Origin of the sequence: Eubacterium sp. An11, from assembly GCF_002161065.1 — a bacterium.
Lineage (GTDB): Bacteria > Bacillota > Clostridia > Lachnospirales > Lachnospiraceae > Anaerobutyricum > Anaerobutyricum faecale.
This window is the reverse complement of sequence record NZ_NFLV01000028.1, coordinates 1-19,156: the sequence shown is the minus strand read 5'-3', so window position 1 is coordinate 19,156 and position 19,156 is coordinate 1. Positions and strand designations below refer to the sequence as shown.

Annotated in this window: 23 protein-coding genes and 2 pseudogenes; 9 read left to right on the top strand and 16 right to left on the bottom strand. The window is 44.2% G+C overall.

The genetic code is table 11. From position 1 onward, the window contains the following. Window positions 1-379: 379 nt before the first annotated feature. The 5 genes from ilvN to B5E53_RS15285 all read right to left on the bottom strand — a co-directional run bounded on the left by ilvN (window position 380) and on the right by B5E53_RS15285 (window position 4,459). On the bottom strand, window positions 380-883 hold the full coding sequence (gene ilvN / locus B5E53_RS15305; protein WP_087316583.1) for an acetolactate synthase small subunit: 504 nt from the start codon (window positions 881-883) through the stop codon (window positions 380-382). Beyond that, window positions 876-2,618: a biosynthetic-type acetolactate synthase large subunit gene (gene ilvB, locus B5E53_RS15300; protein WP_087316581.1), complete on the bottom strand. Its 1,743-nt coding sequence runs from the start codon at window positions 2,616-2,618 to the stop codon at window positions 876-878. The genes ilvN and ilvB overlap by 8 nt, the downstream gene beginning before the upstream one ends. 84 nt (window positions 2,619-2,702) lie before the next feature. Next, window positions 2,703-3,284 (bottom strand): TetR/AcrR family transcriptional regulator, encoded by a 582-nt coding sequence (locus tag B5E53_RS15295; RefSeq protein ID WP_087316579.1) that lies wholly within the window; start codon window positions 3,282-3,284, stop codon window positions 2,703-2,705. Between the two features lie 199 nt (window positions 3,285-3,483). Beyond that, the gene (locus tag B5E53_RS15290; protein WP_162611936.1) at window positions 3,484-3,927 is read right to left on the bottom strand and encodes a MarR family winged helix-turn-helix transcriptional regulator; all 444 of its coding nucleotides are present in this window, start codon (window positions 3,925-3,927) and stop codon (window positions 3,484-3,486) included. Between the two features lie 37 nt (window positions 3,928-3,964). Then, window positions 3,965-4,459 (bottom strand): GNAT family N-acetyltransferase, encoded by a 495-nt coding sequence (locus B5E53_RS15285; RefSeq protein WP_087316574.1) that lies wholly within the window; start codon window positions 4,457-4,459, stop codon window positions 3,965-3,967. A 191-nt stretch (window positions 4,460-4,650) separates the two neighbouring features. Here B5E53_RS15285 and B5E53_RS15280 point away from each other — a divergent pair. Continuing rightward, window positions 4,651-4,863, top strand: a pseudogene (locus B5E53_RS15280) (helix-turn-helix domain-containing protein); the annotation flags it as partial. A 96-nt stretch (window positions 4,864-4,959) separates the two neighbouring features. Here the strand turns inward: B5E53_RS15280 and B5E53_RS15275 are convergent. Continuing rightward, entirely contained in the window at window positions 4,960-5,148 is a 189-nt protein-coding gene (locus tag B5E53_RS15275; RefSeq protein WP_087270553.1) for a helix-turn-helix domain-containing protein, read from the bottom strand. A 1-nt stretch (window position 5,149) separates the two neighbouring features. After that, window positions 5,150-5,590, bottom strand: a complete 441-nt coding sequence (locus B5E53_RS15270) for a sigma-70 family RNA polymerase sigma factor (RefSeq protein WP_087270550.1) — start codon at window positions 5,588-5,590, stop codon at window positions 5,150-5,152. A 411-nt stretch (window positions 5,591-6,001) separates the two neighbouring features. Between B5E53_RS15270 and B5E53_RS15265 the strand changes: the two genes are divergently transcribed. Continuing rightward, window positions 6,002-6,346, top strand: coding sequence for a helix-turn-helix transcriptional regulator (locus B5E53_RS15265; protein WP_087200826.1), 345 nt, complete (start codon window positions 6,002-6,004; stop codon window positions 6,344-6,346). 131 nt (window positions 6,347-6,477) lie between these two features. Here B5E53_RS15265 and B5E53_RS15260 read toward each other — a convergent pair whose 3' ends face one another. Continuing rightward, a complete protein-coding gene (locus B5E53_RS15260) occupies window positions 6,478-6,879 on the bottom strand; it encodes a hypothetical protein (RefSeq protein ID WP_087276054.1) in 402 nt (133 codons plus the stop codon). 4 nt (window positions 6,880-6,883) lie between these two features. Continuing rightward, window positions 6,884-7,816 carry a ParM/StbA family protein gene (locus B5E53_RS15255; RefSeq protein WP_087276051.1) on the bottom strand — a complete coding sequence of 311 codons (933 nt, stop codon included), beginning with the start codon at window positions 7,814-7,816 and terminating at the stop codon, window positions 6,884-6,886. A 170-nt stretch (window positions 7,817-7,986) separates the two neighbouring features. Here B5E53_RS15255 and B5E53_RS15250 point away from each other — a divergent pair, with 170 nt between their 5' ends. After that, window positions 7,987-8,424, top strand: a complete 438-nt coding sequence (locus B5E53_RS15250; protein ID WP_087276048.1) for a DUF3788 domain-containing protein — start codon at window positions 7,987-7,989, stop codon at window positions 8,422-8,424. A 27-nt stretch (window positions 8,425-8,451) separates the two neighbouring features. Here the strand turns inward: B5E53_RS15250 and B5E53_RS20175 are convergent, their stop codons facing one another. From B5E53_RS20175 to B5E53_RS15240, 3 genes are read right to left on the bottom strand one after another with little or no spacing between them, the layout of a single operon-like run. After that, complete coding sequence (locus B5E53_RS20175) at window positions 8,452-9,336, bottom strand: DUF4368 domain-containing protein (RefSeq protein ID WP_343215671.1); 885 nt, start codon at window positions 9,334-9,336, stop codon at window positions 8,452-8,454. Further along, window positions 9,284-10,102: a recombinase family protein gene (locus B5E53_RS20170; RefSeq protein WP_343215670.1), complete on the bottom strand. Its 819-nt coding sequence runs from the start codon at window positions 10,100-10,102 to the stop codon at window positions 9,284-9,286. Before B5E53_RS20170 ends, B5E53_RS20175 begins: the two co-directional genes overlap by 53 nt. A 3-nt stretch (window positions 10,103-10,105) precedes the next feature. Further along, the gene (locus B5E53_RS15240; RefSeq protein WP_087276046.1) at window positions 10,106-10,363 is read right to left on the bottom strand and encodes a hypothetical protein; all 258 of its coding nucleotides are present in this window, start codon (window positions 10,361-10,363) and stop codon (window positions 10,106-10,108) included. A 360-nt stretch (window positions 10,364-10,723) separates the two neighbouring features. Between B5E53_RS15240 and B5E53_RS15235 the strand changes: the two genes are divergently transcribed. From B5E53_RS15235 to B5E53_RS15210, 6 genes are all read left to right on the top strand, one after another. Further along, on the top strand, window positions 10,724-11,395 hold the full coding sequence (locus B5E53_RS15235; RefSeq protein ID WP_087276043.1) for a response regulator transcription factor: 672 nt from the start codon (window positions 10,724-10,726) through the stop codon (window positions 11,393-11,395). After that, complete coding sequence (locus tag B5E53_RS15230) at window positions 11,383-12,492, top strand: HAMP domain-containing sensor histidine kinase (protein WP_343215669.1); 1,110 nt, start codon at window positions 11,383-11,385, stop codon at window positions 12,490-12,492. Before B5E53_RS15235 ends, B5E53_RS15230 begins: the two co-directional genes overlap by 13 nt. A 62-nt stretch (window positions 12,493-12,554) precedes the next feature. Further along, on the top strand, window positions 12,555-13,229 hold the full coding sequence (locus tag B5E53_RS15225; RefSeq protein WP_087276040.1) for an ABC transporter ATP-binding protein: 675 nt from the start codon (window positions 12,555-12,557) through the stop codon (window positions 13,227-13,229). Then, window positions 13,226-15,706, top strand: coding sequence for an ABC transporter permease (locus B5E53_RS15220; protein WP_087276038.1), 2,481 nt, complete (start codon window positions 13,226-13,228; stop codon window positions 15,704-15,706). Before B5E53_RS15225 ends, B5E53_RS15220 begins: the two co-directional genes overlap by 4 nt. Before the next feature lie 405 nt (window positions 15,707-16,111). Continuing rightward, window positions 16,112-16,555 (top strand): sigma-70 family RNA polymerase sigma factor, encoded by a 444-nt coding sequence (locus B5E53_RS15215; protein WP_275532327.1) that lies wholly within the window; start codon window positions 16,112-16,114, stop codon window positions 16,553-16,555. A 1-nt stretch (window position 16,556) separates the two neighbouring features. Further along, window positions 16,557-16,793: a helix-turn-helix domain-containing protein gene (locus B5E53_RS15210; protein ID WP_087276033.1), complete on the top strand. Its 237-nt coding sequence runs from the start codon at window positions 16,557-16,559 to the stop codon at window positions 16,791-16,793. Window positions 16,794-17,242: 449 nt separating this feature from the next. On the opposite strand, the gene B5E53_RS15205 is transcribed toward B5E53_RS15210, so the two are convergent. The 4 genes and pseudogenes from B5E53_RS15205 to B5E53_RS15190 form a co-directional block, all read right to left on the bottom strand. Then, entirely contained in the window at window positions 17,243-17,440 is a 198-nt protein-coding gene (locus B5E53_RS15205) for a hypothetical protein (protein ID WP_015573104.1), read from the bottom strand. 23 nt (window positions 17,441-17,463) lie between these two features. Beyond that, complete coding sequence (locus tag B5E53_RS15200; protein WP_087276030.1) at window positions 17,464-17,988, bottom strand: hypothetical protein; 525 nt, start codon at window positions 17,986-17,988, stop codon at window positions 17,464-17,466. Beyond that, a complete protein-coding gene (gene srtB, locus B5E53_RS15195) occupies window positions 17,985-18,752 on the bottom strand; it encodes a class B sortase (RefSeq protein WP_087162145.1) in 768 nt (255 codons plus the stop codon). The genes B5E53_RS15200 and srtB overlap by 4 nt, the downstream gene beginning before the upstream one ends. Continuing rightward, window positions 18,749-19,156: pseudogene (locus tag B5E53_RS15190) on the bottom strand (hypothetical protein); the annotation flags it as partial. The pseudogene B5E53_RS15190 and the gene srtB, both read right to left, overlap by 4 nt.

Below are 19,156 nucleotides of genomic sequence, written 5' to 3'. Positions count from 1 at the left end.
TTTTTTGCAGGTGTTGGTCGCTGGCACCTGTTGTCGCATATTGCATAGCCTATTCCAGTTTGTTTTCAACCAAGGTGTTTTTAATAAACTGGTAGTTTTTATCCAGCAGCGCATATTTAATCCCCATATATAACCGGAATCCCTCGGAGGAGGAACTATACTTTTTTAACTGTTACGGGGCATGGAAACTGCGAAAGAGTAAAATAGACATGACGGCATCCTCCAGTTGCCGCCATGTTGAAATTCAAAGCTATAAACAAAACGACGTTCTTGATTTTTCTAAACCACCGCAAGGATATGCAAAAATAAGTGCACGAAACCAACCTGCCTAGTAGTGTTTTTATCTTTTACGCCACCGGGCAGATTTGAGAGATGAATATTATATATCCGATGTGTTCATTGCCTCAACTGCTACACTTCCTCCGCGAACAACTTCTATTCGGTTGGGGAAAATATCTTGTAGCTTTCCAATAAAATCATTGTTTCGATTTTCTGTCTGCACACATTCAAACAATATTGACGTAGTATCATAATCAATCATTTTGACGTCAAAGATTTCATGCATACGGGTTAGTTTAGATAAATCTTCCTCAGAGCAGTTATTGACTTTAATGAACATAAGCTCTTTCATATGAATTGCTATATCAGTAAAATCAATAACTTTGATAACTTCGACACTCCGATTTAGTTGCTTTTTAATTTGCTCAAAAGTTTGATCATCACTTGTCAAGCTGATTGTCATACGTGAAATTGTTATATCTTCTGTCGTACCAACAGTTAAGCTATTTAGATTATATGATTTTCCAGAAAACAACCCTGATATGCGGGCAAGCACACCAATTTCATTTTCTACCAATAAACTGATCCATCTCTTTTTAGTCATTTCCCGTACCTCCCATAATCATATCGCTCAATGGATTTCCCGGTGGAACAATAGGAAGTACATTTTCTTCCGGGTCAATAATAAATTCAATCACCGTAGGAACTTTTTTCGTACCTTTAGCTTCTTCCAATGTCGTTTTTATGTCCTCTGGTCTTTGAACTCGGAAGGCTTTTGCTCCATAACTTTCGGTTAATTGAACAAAATCGGGAATGTAGTCAGGGCAACAGGCAGACGGTGTATTACAGAAAGCGGCACAACTCTTTCGATACCTTAAGCAAGTACAGGAGTATCGTTTTTTGTAAAACATTTCTTGCCATTGACGTACATTCCCTAAATATCCATTATTTAAGATACATATGATAATCGGCAATTCATAAACAACAGCCGTAGCCATCTCTTGAATGTTCATCTGAATACCGCCATCACCACAAATGGCTATCACATCTTTATTCGGGTTCCCTATTTTTGCGCCAATGGCTGCTGGCAAACCGTATCCCATTGTGCCAAGGCCGCCAGAAGTTAGCATCTGTTTTTTATCTGTTAATTCAAGGAATTGCGTTGTCCAAAGCTGATTTTGACCTACATCCGTGGTAATAACTGCATCTTCAAATACACGGTTAATTTCCTGAATGATGGAATATGGTGTTACTTTTGATTTGGCTCCATCAATACTGTAAATCGGATGTTCTGCTTTCCAACTATCAATTTGCTTTTTCCAATCCGCAAAATCATACTTCGGGGCTTTTTCCAATAATGCAGCAATCGCATTTTTAGCGTCCGCAACAATCGGTATATCTACAACAATATTTCTCGAAATAGAAGCCGGATCAATATCAACGTGGATAATGGTAGCCTTTTTTGCAAATTCACTAACCTTACCAGTAATGCGGTCATTAAATCGTACACCTATTGAGAAAAGCACATCACACTCACTGATTGCCGTATTCGCTGCGTAACTTCCGTGTATTCCCAAATTGCCAACATATAAAGGATGATTAGTTGGTAGGGCACCTTTCCCCATAATGGTAGTAATCACCGGAATACAGGTTTTTTCTGCAAGCTGTGTCATTTCTTGCTGGGCGTGGGCAATATTTACGCCACCGCCAATAAGAAACACGGGGCGTTTTGCAGTTTTCAAGAGAGCGAGAGCCTTTTTTATCTGCCCTATATGCACATTGGTATTGGGCTTGTATCCTCGAACTTCAATTTGCTCTGGATAACAGTCACTTCCTAATGCCTGCTGAATATCCTTTGGCAGATCAACGACGACAACTCCCGGCTTACCTGAACGGGCAATAAAAAAAGCCTTTTTAATAATTGACGCCAAATCTTCTCTTTTACGAACTGTAATTGCATATTTACAGATACTCCTTGTAATCCCCACTATGTCAACTTCTTGGAAAGCATCGTTTCCAATCAAATGTGTGGGAACCTGCCCGGTAAAACACACAAGGGGTACGCTGTCATAATTTGCGGTTGCAATTCCTGTTACAAGATTGGTTGCACCGGGGCCGCTTGTAACAAGGCAAACTCCCACTTTACCAGTAGAACGTGCATAACCGTCGGCAGCATGGACAAGTCCCTGTTCGTGACGTGGGAGAACAACTTTAATTTCTTCTACGCCATAGAGGGCATTAAACAAATCGATTGCTTGACCGCCAGGATAGGCAAATATAGTGTCAACCTGTTCAGCCAGCAATGCTTTTACAAATAATTCTGCTCCTGTAATTTGCATTAGTTGGGCCTCCTTGATGATTGCGTGTGCTTGCTTGCATATATTTGTTTTTTATACGGCACCAGTAAAATGGTGCCGTATTATTTATGTTTGATGCATGATCCCGTCAATGAATGTTCTAACTGTCTGATTGATAAACTGCTCCCGTGAGATAGGTAATAGTTCGTTTTCAAAAGAAGCAGTTAAAAACGTATAACCAAATGTACTTGAAAAGAATGACATAGCTAAACACTCAAAATCCAGATGCGGAATTTTCCCTCTTTGTTCCATTCCAGTAAAATACTTTACCAATGCAGACAAAAAAACTTTCGGAACTTTCATAATGAGTGGTGCTGAATCTTCGTAAAGCTGTGGCGCTCTAAGTCCAATAGACAATTTTACAAAATCAGGTGTAATTCTGTTCATGTACTCTGTCATAAACATTTTTAAATCGGGAGCAAGCTCCCATTTAAGATTTTTGAAAGCATCAGTTGTTAAATTTCCGCGCCATTTTTCCTGTTCAATCCCACTTAACACAATATCTTTTTTTGACTGAAACTTACGGAAAAGAGTACATTCATTCACTCCGGCTAATTTGGCAATGTCTTTGGTTGTCGTTGCTACATACCCTTTATCTCTTACAAGGGACATGGCAGCATCAATTATTTTTTGGCTGGTATCATCCATTTTCTATCTCTCCATATATGCAAGTAGTCACTTTCATTTTAGCTGCTTGAAAATAACTTGTCAAGATATTGCTTTTAGGAGCAGACATAATAATAGGGCGATCCGCGCCTGCCTACGCATTTAGAGGGCAAAAGTTCATTGAAATCAAAACTTTTCGGTAATGGTCGATATGATGGTAGAATGATTTATCTCTATATATTCAATTCCTGCCTTTTTCATGCTCTCGCAAAGTATTTTCGATAAATACCATTGCCCTACAAAGTTTACGACACGTTTCATCATCCATAGTTTTGAGCTTATCAATAATTTGATTATCACCATTGGTATCTATTTGCTTTGCTTTTTCCACTCCAATCTCAGTTAGCCATAGTTTTTTAATTCCTTTACTTCCCAAAACAAGTTCTCTTGTTATTAGTCCTTTTTTTTCAAATTTAGAAATAATTCTGCTAATGTAACTCTTATCCATATTAAGATGCTCACATAGTTCTGTTGCGTTAATACCCGGAAAAAGCCATATTTCAAACAATGTTCTCGACTCCGGCCACGAAAAATCAGTTCCTAAATAACCCTTAGTAAGCACATTCAACCATACAGTATAGTATCGGTTAAATTCCCGTATTTTTTTAACAAGTTCATTATCCAAAATGCCTTACTCTCCATTCTATAAGTCTATTTATTTTTTATAGTTCCTCGCTTAAATCTAATCTCATAAAGATTGACGTTTCCATAGGACTATTATTATAGCTTGAGATTTCTTTGAACCCAATTTTTTTATACATATTTATAGCCCCCTGCAAAAAGGGCAGAGTGTCTAAAAACATAAATTTATAACCGATTGATTTGGCATCGCTTATGATTTGACGGACAAGGACAGTTGCTATATGCTGTTTACGATATGCTGGGCGTACATATAATCGTTTCATTTCGCATTTAGCTTCGTCAATCTTTTTTAATCCTATGCACCCAGCCAATACACCGTTATAATAAGCCAAATATAATCGTCCATCTGGTAAACCGTATTTATTGCTTAAATTATCTAATTCGTCATTATAATTTTGTATGTCGAGATATTTTTTGAAAGTAGGATCACTGTTTGTAAGCATTGTTGTGTATTCTGTAAAAAGCACTCGTACTTCTTTGGGAAAATCATACGCAGCTACTAACTCTATTGCCATAATACCCTCCGTAACATTTTTTAGAATGAGATGTGTTGATTTTGTCAACTCAATTATAATATTATGAGGTGGCCTTGTCAACTTAACAAAGTGCTGCTTAACAGAAATATGAATTATAAAGTTTAATCTACCTGCATAACAACATTCCATTGGGTAAATATGAATTATACAATGTAAATGGGTAATGTTATATAGCGAAAGTAGAAGATTGCCCCGGCTTTGAAACTTTCGGCGCGGATGTAAAGGCTGCGCGGAAAGCCCGGCGTCTGGCGCGTAAGGCGCTGGCGGAAATGGTAGGTATTGAGTGGCGGTATCTCGCCAACATTGAGAATAAAGGGACAATCCCTAGCCTCCCGGTCGTGATCAAGCTTATCAAGACCTGTGGGCTTCTTGTGTGGCGATACAAAATATTAACCTTTTATCCTGTTTCTATCACATAATTAATAATAGTATCCTTATCGAAGGGACCGGGCAGCTTACACCGCCCGGTCCCTTCTTAATTACTCCACATCCCGGAAATACCGGATACACTTCATCAGCTCTACTGCCAGTTCCTGGTACAGATCTTCATCAAATCTTCCGTTCACCAGTGCGTTCTTGATCAGCAATGGACGGTACATCGCAAAGATCTCTGTCTTCGCTTCCATGTCGCCGGCTTTCGCCCGGAATAATAATTCATCAAAGCTCATCCTATTTATCCCCCAATCTTTTGCGTATTTTACGGATTGCATAGAAGTACGCATCCTTGCAGCGCTCTGCTGTCATCCCGGTCATCTGACCAATCTTTTTAAACGAGCGCTCCTCAAATACGTGAAGATAGATCAGCTCCCGTTCTTTCTCATTGAGCATCAGCAGCGATTTCACAAGTTTTTCATCCGAGAGTTCGTTCCACTCCGGGAACTCACCTGCAGCCTCTTTGAGCAGAATCTCTTCCCGCTCCTGGTTCTCCCTCATTTCTTCAAATGTGATCCGTTCTTCAATCTCCGCAATTTCCTCCATCAAGAAGGAGTCCTTCTCCGTCCGGATCTTTTTGTCCAGGTAACTGCTCCTGCGCCCTTTGATAAATTCCAGTAAGTATGCCGTAAAATGGTTCTTTGTCCGATCTCCCGAATAGGTATGTTTTTCATTCATATGTTGATTCCTCCTGAATTTCATCTGTAGTTCCAAAGAAATTCAGAAGGCCGGCGGCGAGCGGCACCCTGGCAGTCTTTCGTTCCGTTCCCACGGCAAAAAAATAAGACCGAAAGCTGCCAACGGCAGCCCGATCCTATCCGGCGGATTTAACTTTACATGAGAACACGCAGTATATGTGGTCGGAACCAACACATATACTGCGTGTAAAAGAGTTTCTTCACCTGCAAAAAGAAGCAGGATTTTTTTGAAATTGTTTCAGATAGCGTCTGATCCATCCGGCTGTTCACACCTTATCTTCCGTAGATTCCCCCTCTTTATATGCGTTATATCGCCTGTCAATACGCAGGATAACGCATTTCATATACTGCTTGTCTGCGGTAAAATATATGCAGGAAATGAGGTGATTGGATGTATAGACAACGATTGGGGGATGCTGTAAGAGAAGCCAGAATGAATTTGGAATTATCGCAGAATACGCTTGCGGAACGGTCCCACGTATCCCTTCGTACAATTTCAGATATCGAAACTTATAAGGCGAACCCTCGTTTTGACAGTCTCTGCTCCCTGGCGTCCTATCTGAACATTTCTATTGATGCGGTGATCAAAGACCGTAAGAACAATAGCGGCAGTACGACGATGCAGCAGATCCTGATAGAGTTGGAGTCCTGCTCCGAAGAAGAGCAGGTTATTGTGCTGCAAACGCTGCGAGGCCTCTTGAAAGGACTACATACCCGGACAGAGAACCCCACATAACCACCTCTTCTGCCATTGTAAGAGACACTTCTCGGAAATCTTTATAGAAGTTCTATGGATTTTCTATGGAAATTCTGAAAAAACGGTGAAAAATCGGGAGAACCACTGCGAGTTCTCCCTAAAGACCTGTATCACATATTTCTAAATGCTGCCATGGCATCCGCAATATCCTGCATTGTTCGTTCATCAATCGGAGGACCTTCCTCGTTCAGATCCTCGATTACAGCCTCTGCAGGTTTCTTATCTGCCTCCGGCTGCAGCTGCTGGCTGCCTGAAGTTCCAAAGTCTGAAACAGGAGCCTCGTCAGCAATCCGTTCCATTTCCTGCCGTACCAGAAGACGCACCATCGCTTGGATGCTTTCCTGGGAGACTCCGGTATCTCCTCCGGACTTCTTCCCTGTATACTGCAGGATTGCTTCCGCAATCAGCGCCGCCTTTTTCTCTGTTCCGTTCAGGATCTCTACGACTTCCAAATGCTCCGGATTTTTCTTGTCAAACCCTATCGTAAATACATATGGATTTTTCTTTCCCACATCATCACTTCCCTGCTAAAGAACTGCGGTACAGGATGCCGTACCCTTTCGCATTTGCAAAAATATCATCCATAAACTGATACTTGATCAGACGGCTGGAACTTTCCAGGAACCGCCGGAGTAAGATGGCTCCGCCTCCGATGAATATAGTATAGGTAGATTTCGTGTCAATGCCCCGTTCCCGGACACTGCTGAGCAGGTCGGTCACAAAATTCCGGGCCATTTCTTCCACGGTATGTACCACCATTTCCGGATAATATTCCGTCTTGCCTTCCAGGATACTGTCAATGTCAGTTTCCTCCAGCAGCATATCGTGATCCCCGTTGACACTGGAAATGATATCGTTATACATGGTGATGACACCCTTTTCCATGGAATCGCAATAGTCCAGACATGGGCTTCCACTCCGCATCAGCAGAAAATCCGATGTAAATCCGCCAATGTCAATCCCTACAGCCTTGTGGACCTGCCGGATTTTTTCTCCCTCGATCATCATAGCGGCATACGCCTGGGGATATACAGCTACGTCCCGGATGCAGGTATGGTAGGTTCTTCCGTTATACACCAGATCCTGCACCTTTCCGTCTCCCAGGAAATACTCCCGATACCGCTCCGCCAATTCAGCGTAATGCTTGGGCGGCACGCCAATCGGCAGCGATACCTGCACCACATCTTCTTCCGTTACCTGACCGGTACGCTCCAGTTCCTTTGCAATAGCAAACCTCGTCAGGATGGAAAAACGCTCATCCTGCGTCTTGTCCCTCTGATACGGGATCCGCTTGTCACTCAAAACATAAAACTTCCCGTCAGTCTGAAGGAAATCCTCCCGGCCTGCAGGCTTACGGTCAGTGGATGAGAGCCCCGTAGTGAAAAGAAAATGGGTGGTCTTCATGTTCCGGTTCCCGTGATCCACGGGGATAGTCAGTTTTTTTATCATAATGCGTCACTCCTTATATTGATTTCTACTTATTCCATACGTATGAGATATGTAGATAGCAACTCTGGAGAGAAAATTTTTTGAGACTTTTTATTTAGGATAGTATTCCAGACGTGTCTTTGGTAGAATGTAGGCAGAAACAAATTGAAAGTTATAAAGGAGAAACGAATATGCTGGATAAAATACCTAATGCAGAAGAAATGACTGCTTTAATCGGACAATCATTATATGATATATGGAATAAACTTTGTGCTTTAATTGATGAAAAGTATGACATGGAATGTTTATGGAACAAAGGTGGTAAAGCGTGGACTTATGAGTATAAATATCGTCGTGGCGGAAAAACGCTTTGTGCATTGTACGCAAGGGAAAACTGTGTAGGATTTATGATTATCTTAGGGAAAGATGAACAATTAAAATTTGATACAGATAGAAATAGTTATTCAAAAGAAGTGCAGAAAATTTATGATGAAACTAAAACCTATCACGACGGAAAATGGTTAATGTTTGAGCCAACAGATACAGCCTTATTTGATGATTTTGTTAAACTGCTGGGAATAAAAAGAAAACCAAACAAGAAGGCGAGCGCCCATAAGGAAGTAATTTGATTGTCGCAGGGCGGCATGGCTGAAAAGTCATGCCGTCCTGCCTTTTCCTTGCCGTTCCACAGTCTCATTGTCGCCCGGTAGGTTAACTTCTCCGATGAAATTCCAGACCAGTTCGATCTTCTGCCTGCGGTGGCCGCTGGACTTGTCCGGCGCATGGACGATGATCTTCTTTACAAACTCATTGACGATGGTGGGCGTCAGTTCCCGGATGCCCACATATTTTCGCACAATGGCTGCAAAGCTGGCAAAATCGGCTTGATCCTGTTCAAAGGTTTCTACTGCGTCCCGCCATGCCTTGACCTGCTCCGTCAGTTCTTTTTGTTCTGCCTCATAGTCGGCAGAAAGTTTCAAGAACCGTTCATGGCTGATTGCCCCGTTGATGTCGTCCTCATAGATGCGTTTGAAAATCCGGTCAAGTTCGCCAATACGCTTTTCCGCTTGGGCGATTTCGCGCCTGCGTTTCTTGGCCTCTTTTTCGGCTTCTTGGAACCGTTGCTTTTTCGCGGCTTCCTCAAATGCCATGGCATCGTCAAAGAACAGTGCCGTCACATCGAAAATCCGCTGCAACACAAACAGTTTCAGCGTTTCTTCCCGGATAAAGTGGGCGGAACAAGTTCCCGTGTTGCTCTTATAGTTGGAGCAAACATAGTGGTCTTGCTTGGGTGAAAAGCTGTTTGTCGTACAGAAATACAGTTTGTCCCCGCAATCCGCACAATAGAGCAAGCCAGAGAATAGTCCTTGCTTTCCTGTCTTGCTGGGGCGACGCTTGTTCTCCCGCAACTCCTGTACTCGTGCAAAGACTTGTTCTTCGATAATGGCGGGCTGGGTATTGGGGAAAATTCGCTGGTTCTCCGGGGCGTTATGCAGCCGCTTTTTCAGCTTGTGGGACTTGGAATAGGTCTTGAAGTTCACCGTGCAGCCGGTGTACTCTGGCCGCTCCAAAATTCCCGCAACAGACTTGGGGGCTCCACTTGTAAGGCTTCTCCGGCAGCGGCTTTCCGTCCCGCTGGGCGTAGTGAGCTTTAACCGTCAGGACGTGTTGGGCGGTCAGCAGCTTGGCAATCTGCAAGGGGCCCTTCCCTGCAATGCACAGGTCAAAAATCCGTTTGACAATCTCGGCGGCTTCCTCGTCCACGATCCATTTCTTTTTATCCGCCGGGTCTTTCTGATACCCGTAGGGCGGATTGGTGCAGAGGTGTTCCCCGGCATTTCCTTTGGCACGCATGACAGCCCGGATTTTCTTGCTGGTATCGCGGGCGTAGAAGTCGTTGAACAGATTGCGAAAAGGGGTAAAATCGTTGTCCCCTTTGTCGCTGTCCACGCCGTCATTGATGGCGATATACCGAATATCGCGCTCGGCAAAGAAACTCTCGGTATAGTAGCCCACTTTCAGATAGTCCCGCCCCATACGGGACATATCCTTGACAATAACGGTTCTGACCTTTCCCGCCTCGGCCAGTCGGATCATCTCATTCCAGCCCGGACGGTCAAAGGTCACCCCGGAAACGCCGTCGTCGATGAAAAACGCAGGATTGGGGAAACCGTTGTCAGTCGCGTACTTTAAAAGGATTTTCTTTTGATTGGCTATGCTGTTGCTCTCGCCGTCCAGCGCGTCCTCTTGGGACAGGCGGGCGTACAAAGCAGTAATGTTGTCGGGATAATTGGTGTTTGCTGTCATGGTTCATTCCTCCTGTAATGAACGCCCGACAAACAGGTTGCTGTCCTTATTATACTGCGGTTTGTCCTCTTTGTCAGCAGATGCGGCAATAGCTTCCGAGCGAATGAGGCGTACCATCTTGTCATAGAGCAGTTCTGTACCGCCGCAGGAAGTATGTACTTCATAGACCGTCCCGCCGAGCCTGTAACAGACAGTTTCTTGCAGCGGATTTCCCCGTTTTGGCAAATAATCGCTCTCTTTGGGGCTTCGTTTCTCTTCCATTCCATTCCCGTCCTTTCCGGGGAAGTCATAACAGAGCAAGCATAGGAAGTGTGGCTACACTTCCGCAAAATCTCCGTTTCCGGCCTGTTGACGGGCGGAGATTTTTGCTTGTTGGGAACTTCCCAAACCCTTGTTTTTGCTTCGCCAATAATACGCTGGAAAGGACGGAAACTACCCGCTAAATCAAAACTTTGTATAGATTTTTCTTTACATTCTGCTTCAAGACGGCATAAAGTAAAAATCTTTCCCAATTTAGAAAATGAATGAAGGTAGAGAATGGCGCATAATACATTAGTTACTAAAAAGTTGAGCGTTTTTTGAGATTTGCACTATATGATAAAATAAATAGAGGTGAGGATTATGAGATCTAAAATACTGATTGTCGATGATGAACATGGTATCGTCGATATGATACAAAGTTACTTTCAAACTCAATATGATATTTTGACTGCATACAGCGGCCAAGAAGCGCTCCAAAAAATCGCAAGTAACCCGGATTTGATTTTGTTGGATATCAATATGCCGGACATAGACGGGCTGACCGTATGCCAGAAGATACGGGATTATATCACTTGTCCCATTTTATTTCTGACGGCCCGCATTGAATCCAGCGATAAGATCGTAGGTTTTCAGGTTGGGGCAGATGACTATATTGTGAAACCCTTTGATCTGGACGAATTGGGGGCGCGAATTGCCGCGCACCTGCGGCGGGAGCAGCGCCGCCAGAATAATTCTGCGGTTCGCATCTTTGGTGAATTGGCATTGGATTACTCGGCCCGGACAGCTGCAATCAATAGTCAGAACATCCTGCTGTCGAAACGGGAGTTTGAAATTGTGGAGCTTCTTTCCCTCAATGCAGGACAGGTCTTTGATCGGGAACGAATCTATGAGCTTGTGTGGGGATTGGATGGGGGCGGGAATAGCGACACCATCATGGAACATATTCGGAAAATACGGGCTAAGTTTGCGGCATATACGCTGCACAATTATATTGAAACAGTTTGGGGGTGCGGTTATCGGTGGAACGCTTAAAAAATATGGGGTTAAAAAAATCTTTTCTTGTTTTGTCTGTTTCCTGTGTGTTGTTTGCCCTCCTACTGTTGGGACTTGTTTTTGCGGTATGTACTTCAATCAGCAGCACCTTTCCCGCAGGTGGAATAGAAGTTTTATCAGATGGTACAGTAATCAGGCTGGAAGCACCGACAGCATCCCAGCAAAAGATATTGTCAGCATTAGGTATCTTTCAAATTGTGTCTTGTATTGCGCTTCCTGTGGGTGGGCTGGCTCTGTCGGGAGTTTTATATTATCATATTAAGTTGAAACAGCCGATTGCTGTATTGCGAAATGGTATTACAAGGATTCAGAACCATGACCTTGATTTTATTATGCCGGTTCGTTCCGGTGATGAATTGGGACAGCTCTGTGCCGCCTTTGATACCATGCGTGAAGAACTCTTGAAATCGAATCAGGAACTATGGCGGCAGATGGAAGAACGGAAAAGGCTAAATGCCGCGTTCTCTCACGATTTAAGAAATCCGATCACAGTCTTGAAAGGGACTGTGAAATTGCTGCGTCAGGGTACAGTAGATAAGCAGACGATTGACAGATTGGAAAGCTATACCCAGCGAATTGAACAGTATGTGGAAGCTATGAGCAGCATACAAAGATTGGAGCAAATGCCCTTGCGGGTAAGTGAATATCCGTATTCCCTGTTGCGCTCTGAATTAGAAGATACAGCAAAACTTCTTGCTGGGACATTCCGGCTATCCATTTCTGCACCTGAATACGGAACCGCGTCAATAGATCATGCGGTATTCCTGACTGTTGCGGAAAATTTGATTGGAAATGCTGCTCGTTTTGCAAAAAGCGAAATTATAATATGCCTGCAACAACGGGAAAATCTCTTGTGTCTGTCGGTCACAGATGATGGCCCAGGCTATCCTGCAGAACTGGTACAAAACGGCCCAAGACCGTTTGGAAAAGTAAGTGGTGATTCTGCTCACTTTGGGATGGGGCTTTATAGCAGCCAGACATTATGCCTGAAACATGGAGGAACACTGATACTCACGAATCGAAAGGAGTATGGCGCAACAGCTATTGCTTCATTTCAAATAAATCGGAAACCTTGAGCAATTTTTGAGATTTTTAATTTACACTCTCCTTATACCACAAATAAGGAGAGTGTTTTTTTATGAATATTGAGGCAAAAGAACTATCAAAAATCTACGGCAGCGGCGAAAGCCGTGTTGTCGCATTAGATAAAGTCAATCTTGAAATTGCATCCAGCGACTTCATCTCCATTATGGGGCCTTCTGGCAGCGGAAAAAGTACCTTACTTCATTTGTTATCCGGGTTGGATAAGCCGACTTCTGGCAGCCTTACATACGATGGAAAAGACATATACAGTTTCAACGACAAAGCTCTATCTGCTTTTCGCCGCCAGCGGATCGGCTTCATCTTCCAGCAGTTCAATCTGCTTCCCGTTCTGACCGCAAAAGAGAATATTATTATGCCTCTTTTGCTGGATAAAAAGCAGCCGGATGAAGCCTATCTAAAGCAGCTTACGGAATTGCTGGGGATTCGGGAGCGCCTTACCCATTTACCTCATGAGCTTTCCGGCGGTCAGCAGCAGCGTGTAGCGATTGCCCGCGCTCTGATTGCAAAACCCGATATTATCTTTGCCGATGAACCAACCGGAAATCTTGATAGCAAAAGCGGCAGCGAGGTCATGGAAATGCTGCAAAATATATGGAAGAAGATGGGCAAAACGCTTGTTATCATAACCCACGACAGCCGTATTGCAAGAATGGCAGACCGGCAATTTGTGATTGTAGACGGGGTTCTTTCGGAGGTGACGGCAAAATGAAATCCTATTTAGCACTTACATGGAAAGAACTAAAAGCACAAAAAATCACAGCAATCTTAATTTTGATCGCGGTTATCATGTCTACGATCATGACAACGGTAGTCGGTCAGTCCATTGGGATATTACAATCTATGCGGATAGAGCAGGCGGCGAGTCTGAATGGAAACCGCTACGCTACTTTCCATCAGCTTAATCAAGAACAGGCCCAAAAACTGCACGAAGATGACCGCCTATACGATGTTGCCGATACCATCTTTGTCGGCAGTACGCCGTTAGGCAGCAGCAGCTTATCTTTATACCTTCGGGAGTATCACGATAACGCTCTATCTATGTATCCGTCAATCGGAACGATTAAAGAGGGACGTTTACCAGAGGCCGCAAACGAAATTGCATTACCAGAAGATAGTATCCAATATCTCGGATTAGATGTTGCGATTGGGGATACTGTTTCTCTGGATATGCGTGTGTCTCTTATGGATGGTTCTCTGCCAGAATTTGAATATTCCGGCAATTTTGTATTGACGGGTATTCTTGAAAGCAGCTATATCGGATATACGACCGGCACAGTTTCGGGAATTGTAGGAACCGGAACCGCAGAAAATTTACTGCCAAAAGAATATCTGCTTTATTCTACGGACTTTAAGACCTATGACAAGCAAAACTTTCAGAGCATTATGTATGATCTTGCGGAGGAGTTGGATGTAGAGGATCGGTATATCCAGTACAACTGGATTCTCCTTGATGCCATCGGTATTTCTTATGATGAGGCAACCAGCAGTGATACTGGTGCAGGTTTTTCATTTATGACCGTGGCGTGTATTTTGGTAGGATTGCTGGTCTTGTTTGCAGCCGGATTGGTTATTTACAACATTCTGAAAATTTCCATTACAAAACGCATTAGGGAATATGGAACACTTCGCGCAATCGGCGGAGAGCGTGGACAAATTTATCGTCTTGTTTCCTTGCAACTCCTAATCCTTTGTGGAATTGGTATTCCAATCGGGCTGATACTCGGTACATTATCCGCAAAGGGAGTGCTGATTGCTGCTACAGGTGTTCTTAATCCTGATATATTCATGGCAAATAGTGTTTCTGAATTGAATGTAGCGATCAGCAACGCCAGTACGGTGAAGTTTCCCATGCTCATTGTGAGTGTAGCAGTCACACTTTTATTTGCTCTGCTGGCTGCCTTTCCCGCTGCCCAGTACGCATCCCGTGTATCCCCGACAGTCGCCATGTCTGGTCACTCTGTGAAAATCAAACGTCGCGGAAAAAGAAATCACAAAGTACACAATTTTGAAGCTTACTATGCGAGGTTGAATTTGAAACGTGGGCGTGGCAGAACGCTTGTCACGATTCTTTCCCTTGTTATGAGTATTACCGTCTTTGTTGCTTTGCAGAGCTTTACCAATCTGCTTGATGCCAGCAGTTCGGTTCAGGATATGTATTTTAGCGATTACGCTATTACAAATGAAGCATCGGGTATTCCGGCGGAAGCTGTAAACACACTCAAGGCAAACGACGCAGTAGAAAGCCTTTCCACTGCCAGACTTTCCATATTTATGCCGGGCGCTGGTGACGAGCTTCCCTTTGAAACAGATTTGTCTGTTCAAAGCTACGAAACCTTTCAGCTTGCAAACATTGATGATGGGTTATTAGAAATCTACGCGCCTGACCTTTCTGAGCAGGATAAGCAGGCTCTAAAAGATGGAACAGGCTGCCTTGTCAAAAATCCGATTCCTTTTTCTTACGTAGATACCCCTATGGAGTATATGGAACTCTCTGTTGGCGATACGGTTCGGTTAGGAGGCAAAACGCTTCGTGTAATGGGGCTGATTGATACTCCCATCACCATCAACAACGAGGGTTTCACCAACGGTGTCCAGCTTATTGTGAATGAAGAAATATATTGCACGCTGCTTGAAAATGACGCTTATTCGGAAATCTATTTGACATTACGGGATGGTGCAGATGTCAATTCTTTTGAAACCATATTGGATGATTGGTGCAGCGAATATCCGGGTGCTCACTGGCTTTCTTATATTGAAAGCAGCAACGAAATGGCAGAGAGCTTTGAACAAATCAAAATGCTTTGCTGGGTACTGATTATCTTTATTGGAATGATTGGCATATTGAATATCATTAATACCGTTTACAGCAATATCCATACTCGCGTCAATGAGATCGGTGTGCAGCGAGCCATTGGAATGAGTGCTACAAGCCTATATAAAACATTTCTGTGGGAGGGCGCTTATTATGGAATTTTCGCATCATTGATTGGCGCAGTGTTGGGCTATATCTGTTGTGTTTTTGTCAATGCGGCACAGACAGATACATTACAACTTATCGCTATCCCTGTTTTGGCAATTTCCGAAGCTGCAATCATTTCCATTTTGGTTTGCCTGTTGGCAACAGCGATTCCGCTGCGAAATATTTCCAAAATGAATATTGTGGATTCGATAGAAACTATCGAGTGAATCTCCGAATTCAATATAAAGCTAACTAACCTGCCCCGCCTCACGGGGAAAGAAAAAACCGTTGCCGGGCAGGTTGATTTCGTGCGCTCATTCCACATATCCCAGCGGCGGTTTTGAGAAATCAAGGCCGCCGTTTTCGTTTGCTCTGCATAGAATCGGCGGATATGGAGGAACCCGCCATGCTGATGCAGCCTGTTTTTCAATCGTATAGCTCATCAAAAAAAGTCTGTCCCCAACAAGGGAGCGGTTTGGGCAAAAAGATGTACTATACAGTGTAAGTAACCTGTATATCACATTTACTTTTACCGAGTTGTTATTGTGGCCTTTCGGTGCGGGCCGGAACTACCGCAACAACATAGGCGCAAGGGGCAGCGGCTCCAACCTCAACTTCTCACTCTCCCGCAGATCGGGGGTGAGAAGCTAATGTTTGTGTTTGATGAATATGGAGCACGGCACCAGTTCGATGCTTTCTGTAAAACCGTTCTCCGCCATGAAGCCATCAGCTATTTTCGGGAACTGAGCCGCCAGCGGGAACGAGCAATCCAGTTCAGCGCTTTGTCCCAATACGAAATGGATGAACTTTATACCGTAGACGAATACCCCAGCGACAAGTTTGTATTATCGGCGTTTGGCCATGTCCTGCATATTAAGAGCGAATTGGTGGCAGATGCTTTTGCCGGTTTGCCGGATCGCGAACAGCAGATTTTAATTCTGCATTGTGTGCTGGAACTGCCAGACAGAGAAGTGGGCAATTTTGTGGGATTGTCCCGTAGCGCCGTCCAACGACACAGAACAAAGACACTGAATGAACTGAGAAGAAACTTGAAATCCAAAGGAGTGAGAAACTAACATGAAGCAACCAACTTTTAACGGCAGAGTGCTTTTGCCCATGGATGTGATCGAAGCAGCCCGTGCTGGTGATCCGTTGGCGTTGGAGCGCGTCTTGCGGTACTACGACCGTTACATCAACAAGATTTGTACGCGAACGCTCTATGACAAAGATGGTTTGCCGCACGTCGATATTGATGAGTATATGAAGCACCGCTTGCAGGCAAAATTGGTGGATGCCATCGTGGTAAAGAAATAACAAAGCCAAAGGAAGTCGTCAAGGGTCGAGATGAACGCTCCGCGCCCTTGGCGGTTTCCTCCGTCTTTGCTGTGTGGTAACCAAGCGGACGCAAGCAGAAATCCGCTTGCGCCCGCTGATATTATGGTGTTGCGTCTACGCATTTGAGGGTGGAAAAGCCCGATGTTACCGAGGTGTTCTGGCGTGGTTGGATAGTCGGAGGTATTTTCCCATTCTTACCATTGAAAATGCGGTTTGAAATGCGTAGAAAACCGGCGTGCCATTTCATTGCGAAATAACACGCCGGTTCATTTTAGCAACCCTGTTTGTCAGCCGTTAAGTTAGTACGTTTTTGATACTTCCTTATCGGCGTTCACCAGAAGTGATGAATTTTTTCTTAAATGAATAAATACAAATCCTAATTTTTCTCTATCAAGGCAGGCGCCGGTTTCCCGGTGCCTGCGTTTCATTTACCGTTCCATATAGGTGACGGTATTCTGTCTAAATCCATTCTCTTTACAAAAATCCCTGTATAATTCTTCCAATTCCGTCATGTTGTAAGCATCGAGTTCCGTCTCATCTTCCTGACCATCCATGTTGATAAATCCGATCCTGTAAGTACCTCCCACGGTTGTCACAATTCCTTTTCCTGCTTCTCTGATCGTCATATCCATCCTCCATTCTTCATTCTTCAGGCAACTTTTGCCTGATTATTCTCATTCATTTCCGGGAATAATATCTTCGCCTTTTCCTGCAACAGGCGGCAGAACAGCTCTTTGTACCGTTCATATGCCTGGTTGTTGAGCGGTGCTTGCAAACAAGTAAGGCTCCAGACCAGCAATTCTTCTTCCTCTGTGTCATACTTTCCAGGTGTAAAGCCATTGCCGTTATAAACCGGCCTTGGCGGTTTGCTGATTTCCTGCAGCTCTCCTTTTGTTTTAGCTTTCTGAATCATTCCTGTCTTTTTCCGGACAAAGCCTAATATAATCTCATCCAGCATCCCTCGCTCCTGATAACGCCAGGCTCGCTGAAAGATTAACTGGAGTGTTTGTATCCGCTCTTCTTCAAGCACACTGTTTCCTTTCCATCCAATTTCCTCCCGTGCTTTCTCATATTCAGCTTCCAACATGATACTTTCCTCCATAAAAAAGACCGGCATGGTGTCTTCCTTTTCCATACCGGCGCTGTTTTCTGTTCCTATACTTTTCTTCTTCAATTTGCTATTTCCTCTGTCAATTTCCCGTGGACAATGTACCGATAGTCACGTCTAGAGCTGACACAGGTGGAAAGTGTCACCACCCGGTCTGTTTCCACGACTTCCACACCGGTATCATATCCCGCATAGGAGCGGATCTGCTTCAGAAAAGCCTGAAAGTCTGTCTCTTCCGGAAACGCATAGGTGTAAGCCTCGCTCCCCACATACCCGGCATAACAGGAGAAAATCTGATATTTCAGTACCTTCCCCGGCACATACAGGTAAAAATAAGAAGAAGCCTCCCACAGAGCCCGATCCTGATAATGGGAGAGGGTTCCAAACATACTGCCGTTTTTCATATTGTGACCGTATACAATGGTGTTTGGATCCGTGAAATCCGGCTGGTTATGCCAGTCCGCAAAGATACTGCCGCTGCTGTTGTACTCCCCGGTAAACAGATGATGCAGATAATAAGCATTATCGGTTCCCTGTACCACCGGATAACTGATGGAAAGGCCGGGAATATCAATCCAGGCGATCACGTCCGAGTTCACAGCCTGCAGTCCCTCAAAATCAATCTGCAAATATCCGTCCGGTTCCACATCGCTTTTGTCTGGTTCCGGCTTATCCTCCGGATCCTCCACAAATGAGGCAAGCTCTTCGTAGGTATCTTCGCCCTCCTGGTATTCTCCATAGATTCCTCTCAGTTTCCACGCAGAAAAAGCAAGGGCGCCGATGGCAAGCAGGATCCCTGCCAGAAACAGCAGCTTTTCTCCTTTTCTCATGCTTCCACTCCCTTCTGTTTCTGCAAAGGGGCTGACGTCGCAGCCCGCTTTGCGTAATAATAATCATCTATACCTTTGATTTTTCCATTCCAGTTACCATCTGCATCCTGGTCCCAGATCATACGGCTAACCGGCAGGGACAACTCCTGACAGATCCCATAGACTTTTCCACAGGCGTTCTGGATGATCCGGCGCTTTTCCACCTTGTATGGACAGTTTGCCGGCGTCCCCCTTTCATTGCAGACAGCACATTTATGATAATGCCTATCACAGTCTGTTTTCAGCTTCTTGTCCATGTCAAACGCCTCAAAGAGAAATTTCATCTTTCTTCGCTGAAATTCCTCCAACACCGGGCGCAGGCTCCGGTACATATTCACGCCTGCCAGACAGATAAACGTATGACC

Bases quoted from the DNA above. Each gene is read 5' to 3' on its own strand.
- ilvN (WP_087316583.1), bottom strand. From the start codon at position 883: ATGACTAAAAAGAGATGGATCAGTTTATTGGTAGAAAATGAAATTGGT.
- ilvB (WP_087316581.1), bottom strand. From the start codon at position 2,618: ATGCAAATTACAGGAGCAGAATTATTTGTAAAAGCATTGCTGGCTGAA.
- B5E53_RS15295 (WP_087316579.1), bottom strand. From the start codon at position 3,284: ATGGATGATACCAGCCAAAAAATAATTGATGCTGCCATGTCCCTTGTA.
- B5E53_RS15285 (WP_087316574.1), bottom strand. From the start codon at position 4,459: ATGGCAATAGAGTTAGTAGCTGCGTATGATTTTCCCAAAGAAGTACGA.
- B5E53_RS15275 (WP_087270553.1), bottom strand. From the start codon at position 5,148: ATGAGCTTTGATGAATTATTATTCCGGGCGAAAGCCGGCGACATGGAA.
- B5E53_RS15270 (WP_087270550.1), bottom strand. From the start codon at position 5,590: ATGAATGAAAAACATACCTATTCGGGAGATCGGACAAAGAACCATTTT.
- B5E53_RS15265 (WP_087200826.1), top strand. From the start codon at position 6,002: ATGTATAGACAACGATTGGGGGATGCTGTAAGAGAAGCCAGAATGAAT.
- B5E53_RS15255 (WP_087276051.1), bottom strand. From the start codon at position 7,816: ATGATAAAAAAACTGACTATCCCCGTGGATCACGGGAACCGGAACATG.
- B5E53_RS15250 (WP_087276048.1), top strand. From the start codon at position 7,987: ATGCTGGATAAAATACCTAATGCAGAAGAAATGACTGCTTTAATCGGA.
- B5E53_RS20170 (WP_343215670.1), bottom strand. From the start codon at position 10,102: ATGACAGCAAACACCAATTATCCCGACAACATTACTGCTTTGTACGCC.
- B5E53_RS15240 (WP_087276046.1), bottom strand. From the start codon at position 10,363: ATGGAAGAGAAACGAAGCCCCAAAGAGAGCGATTATTTGCCAAAACGG.
- B5E53_RS15235 (WP_087276043.1), top strand. From the start codon at position 10,724: ATGAGATCTAAAATACTGATTGTCGATGATGAACATGGTATCGTCGAT.
- B5E53_RS15225 (WP_087276040.1), top strand. From the start codon at position 12,555: ATGAATATTGAGGCAAAAGAACTATCAAAAATCTACGGCAGCGGCGAA.
- B5E53_RS15220 (WP_087276038.1), top strand. From the start codon at position 13,226: ATGAAATCCTATTTAGCACTTACATGGAAAGAACTAAAAGCACAAAAA.
- B5E53_RS15210 (WP_087276033.1), top strand. From the start codon at position 16,557: ATGAAGCAACCAACTTTTAACGGCAGAGTGCTTTTGCCCATGGATGTG.
- B5E53_RS15205 (WP_015573104.1), bottom strand. From the start codon at position 17,440: ATGACGATCAGAGAAGCAGGAAAAGGAATTGTGACAACCGTGGGAGGT.
- srtB (WP_087162145.1), bottom strand. From the start codon at position 18,752: ATGAGAAAAGGAGAAAAGCTGCTGTTTCTGGCAGGGATCCTGCTTGCC.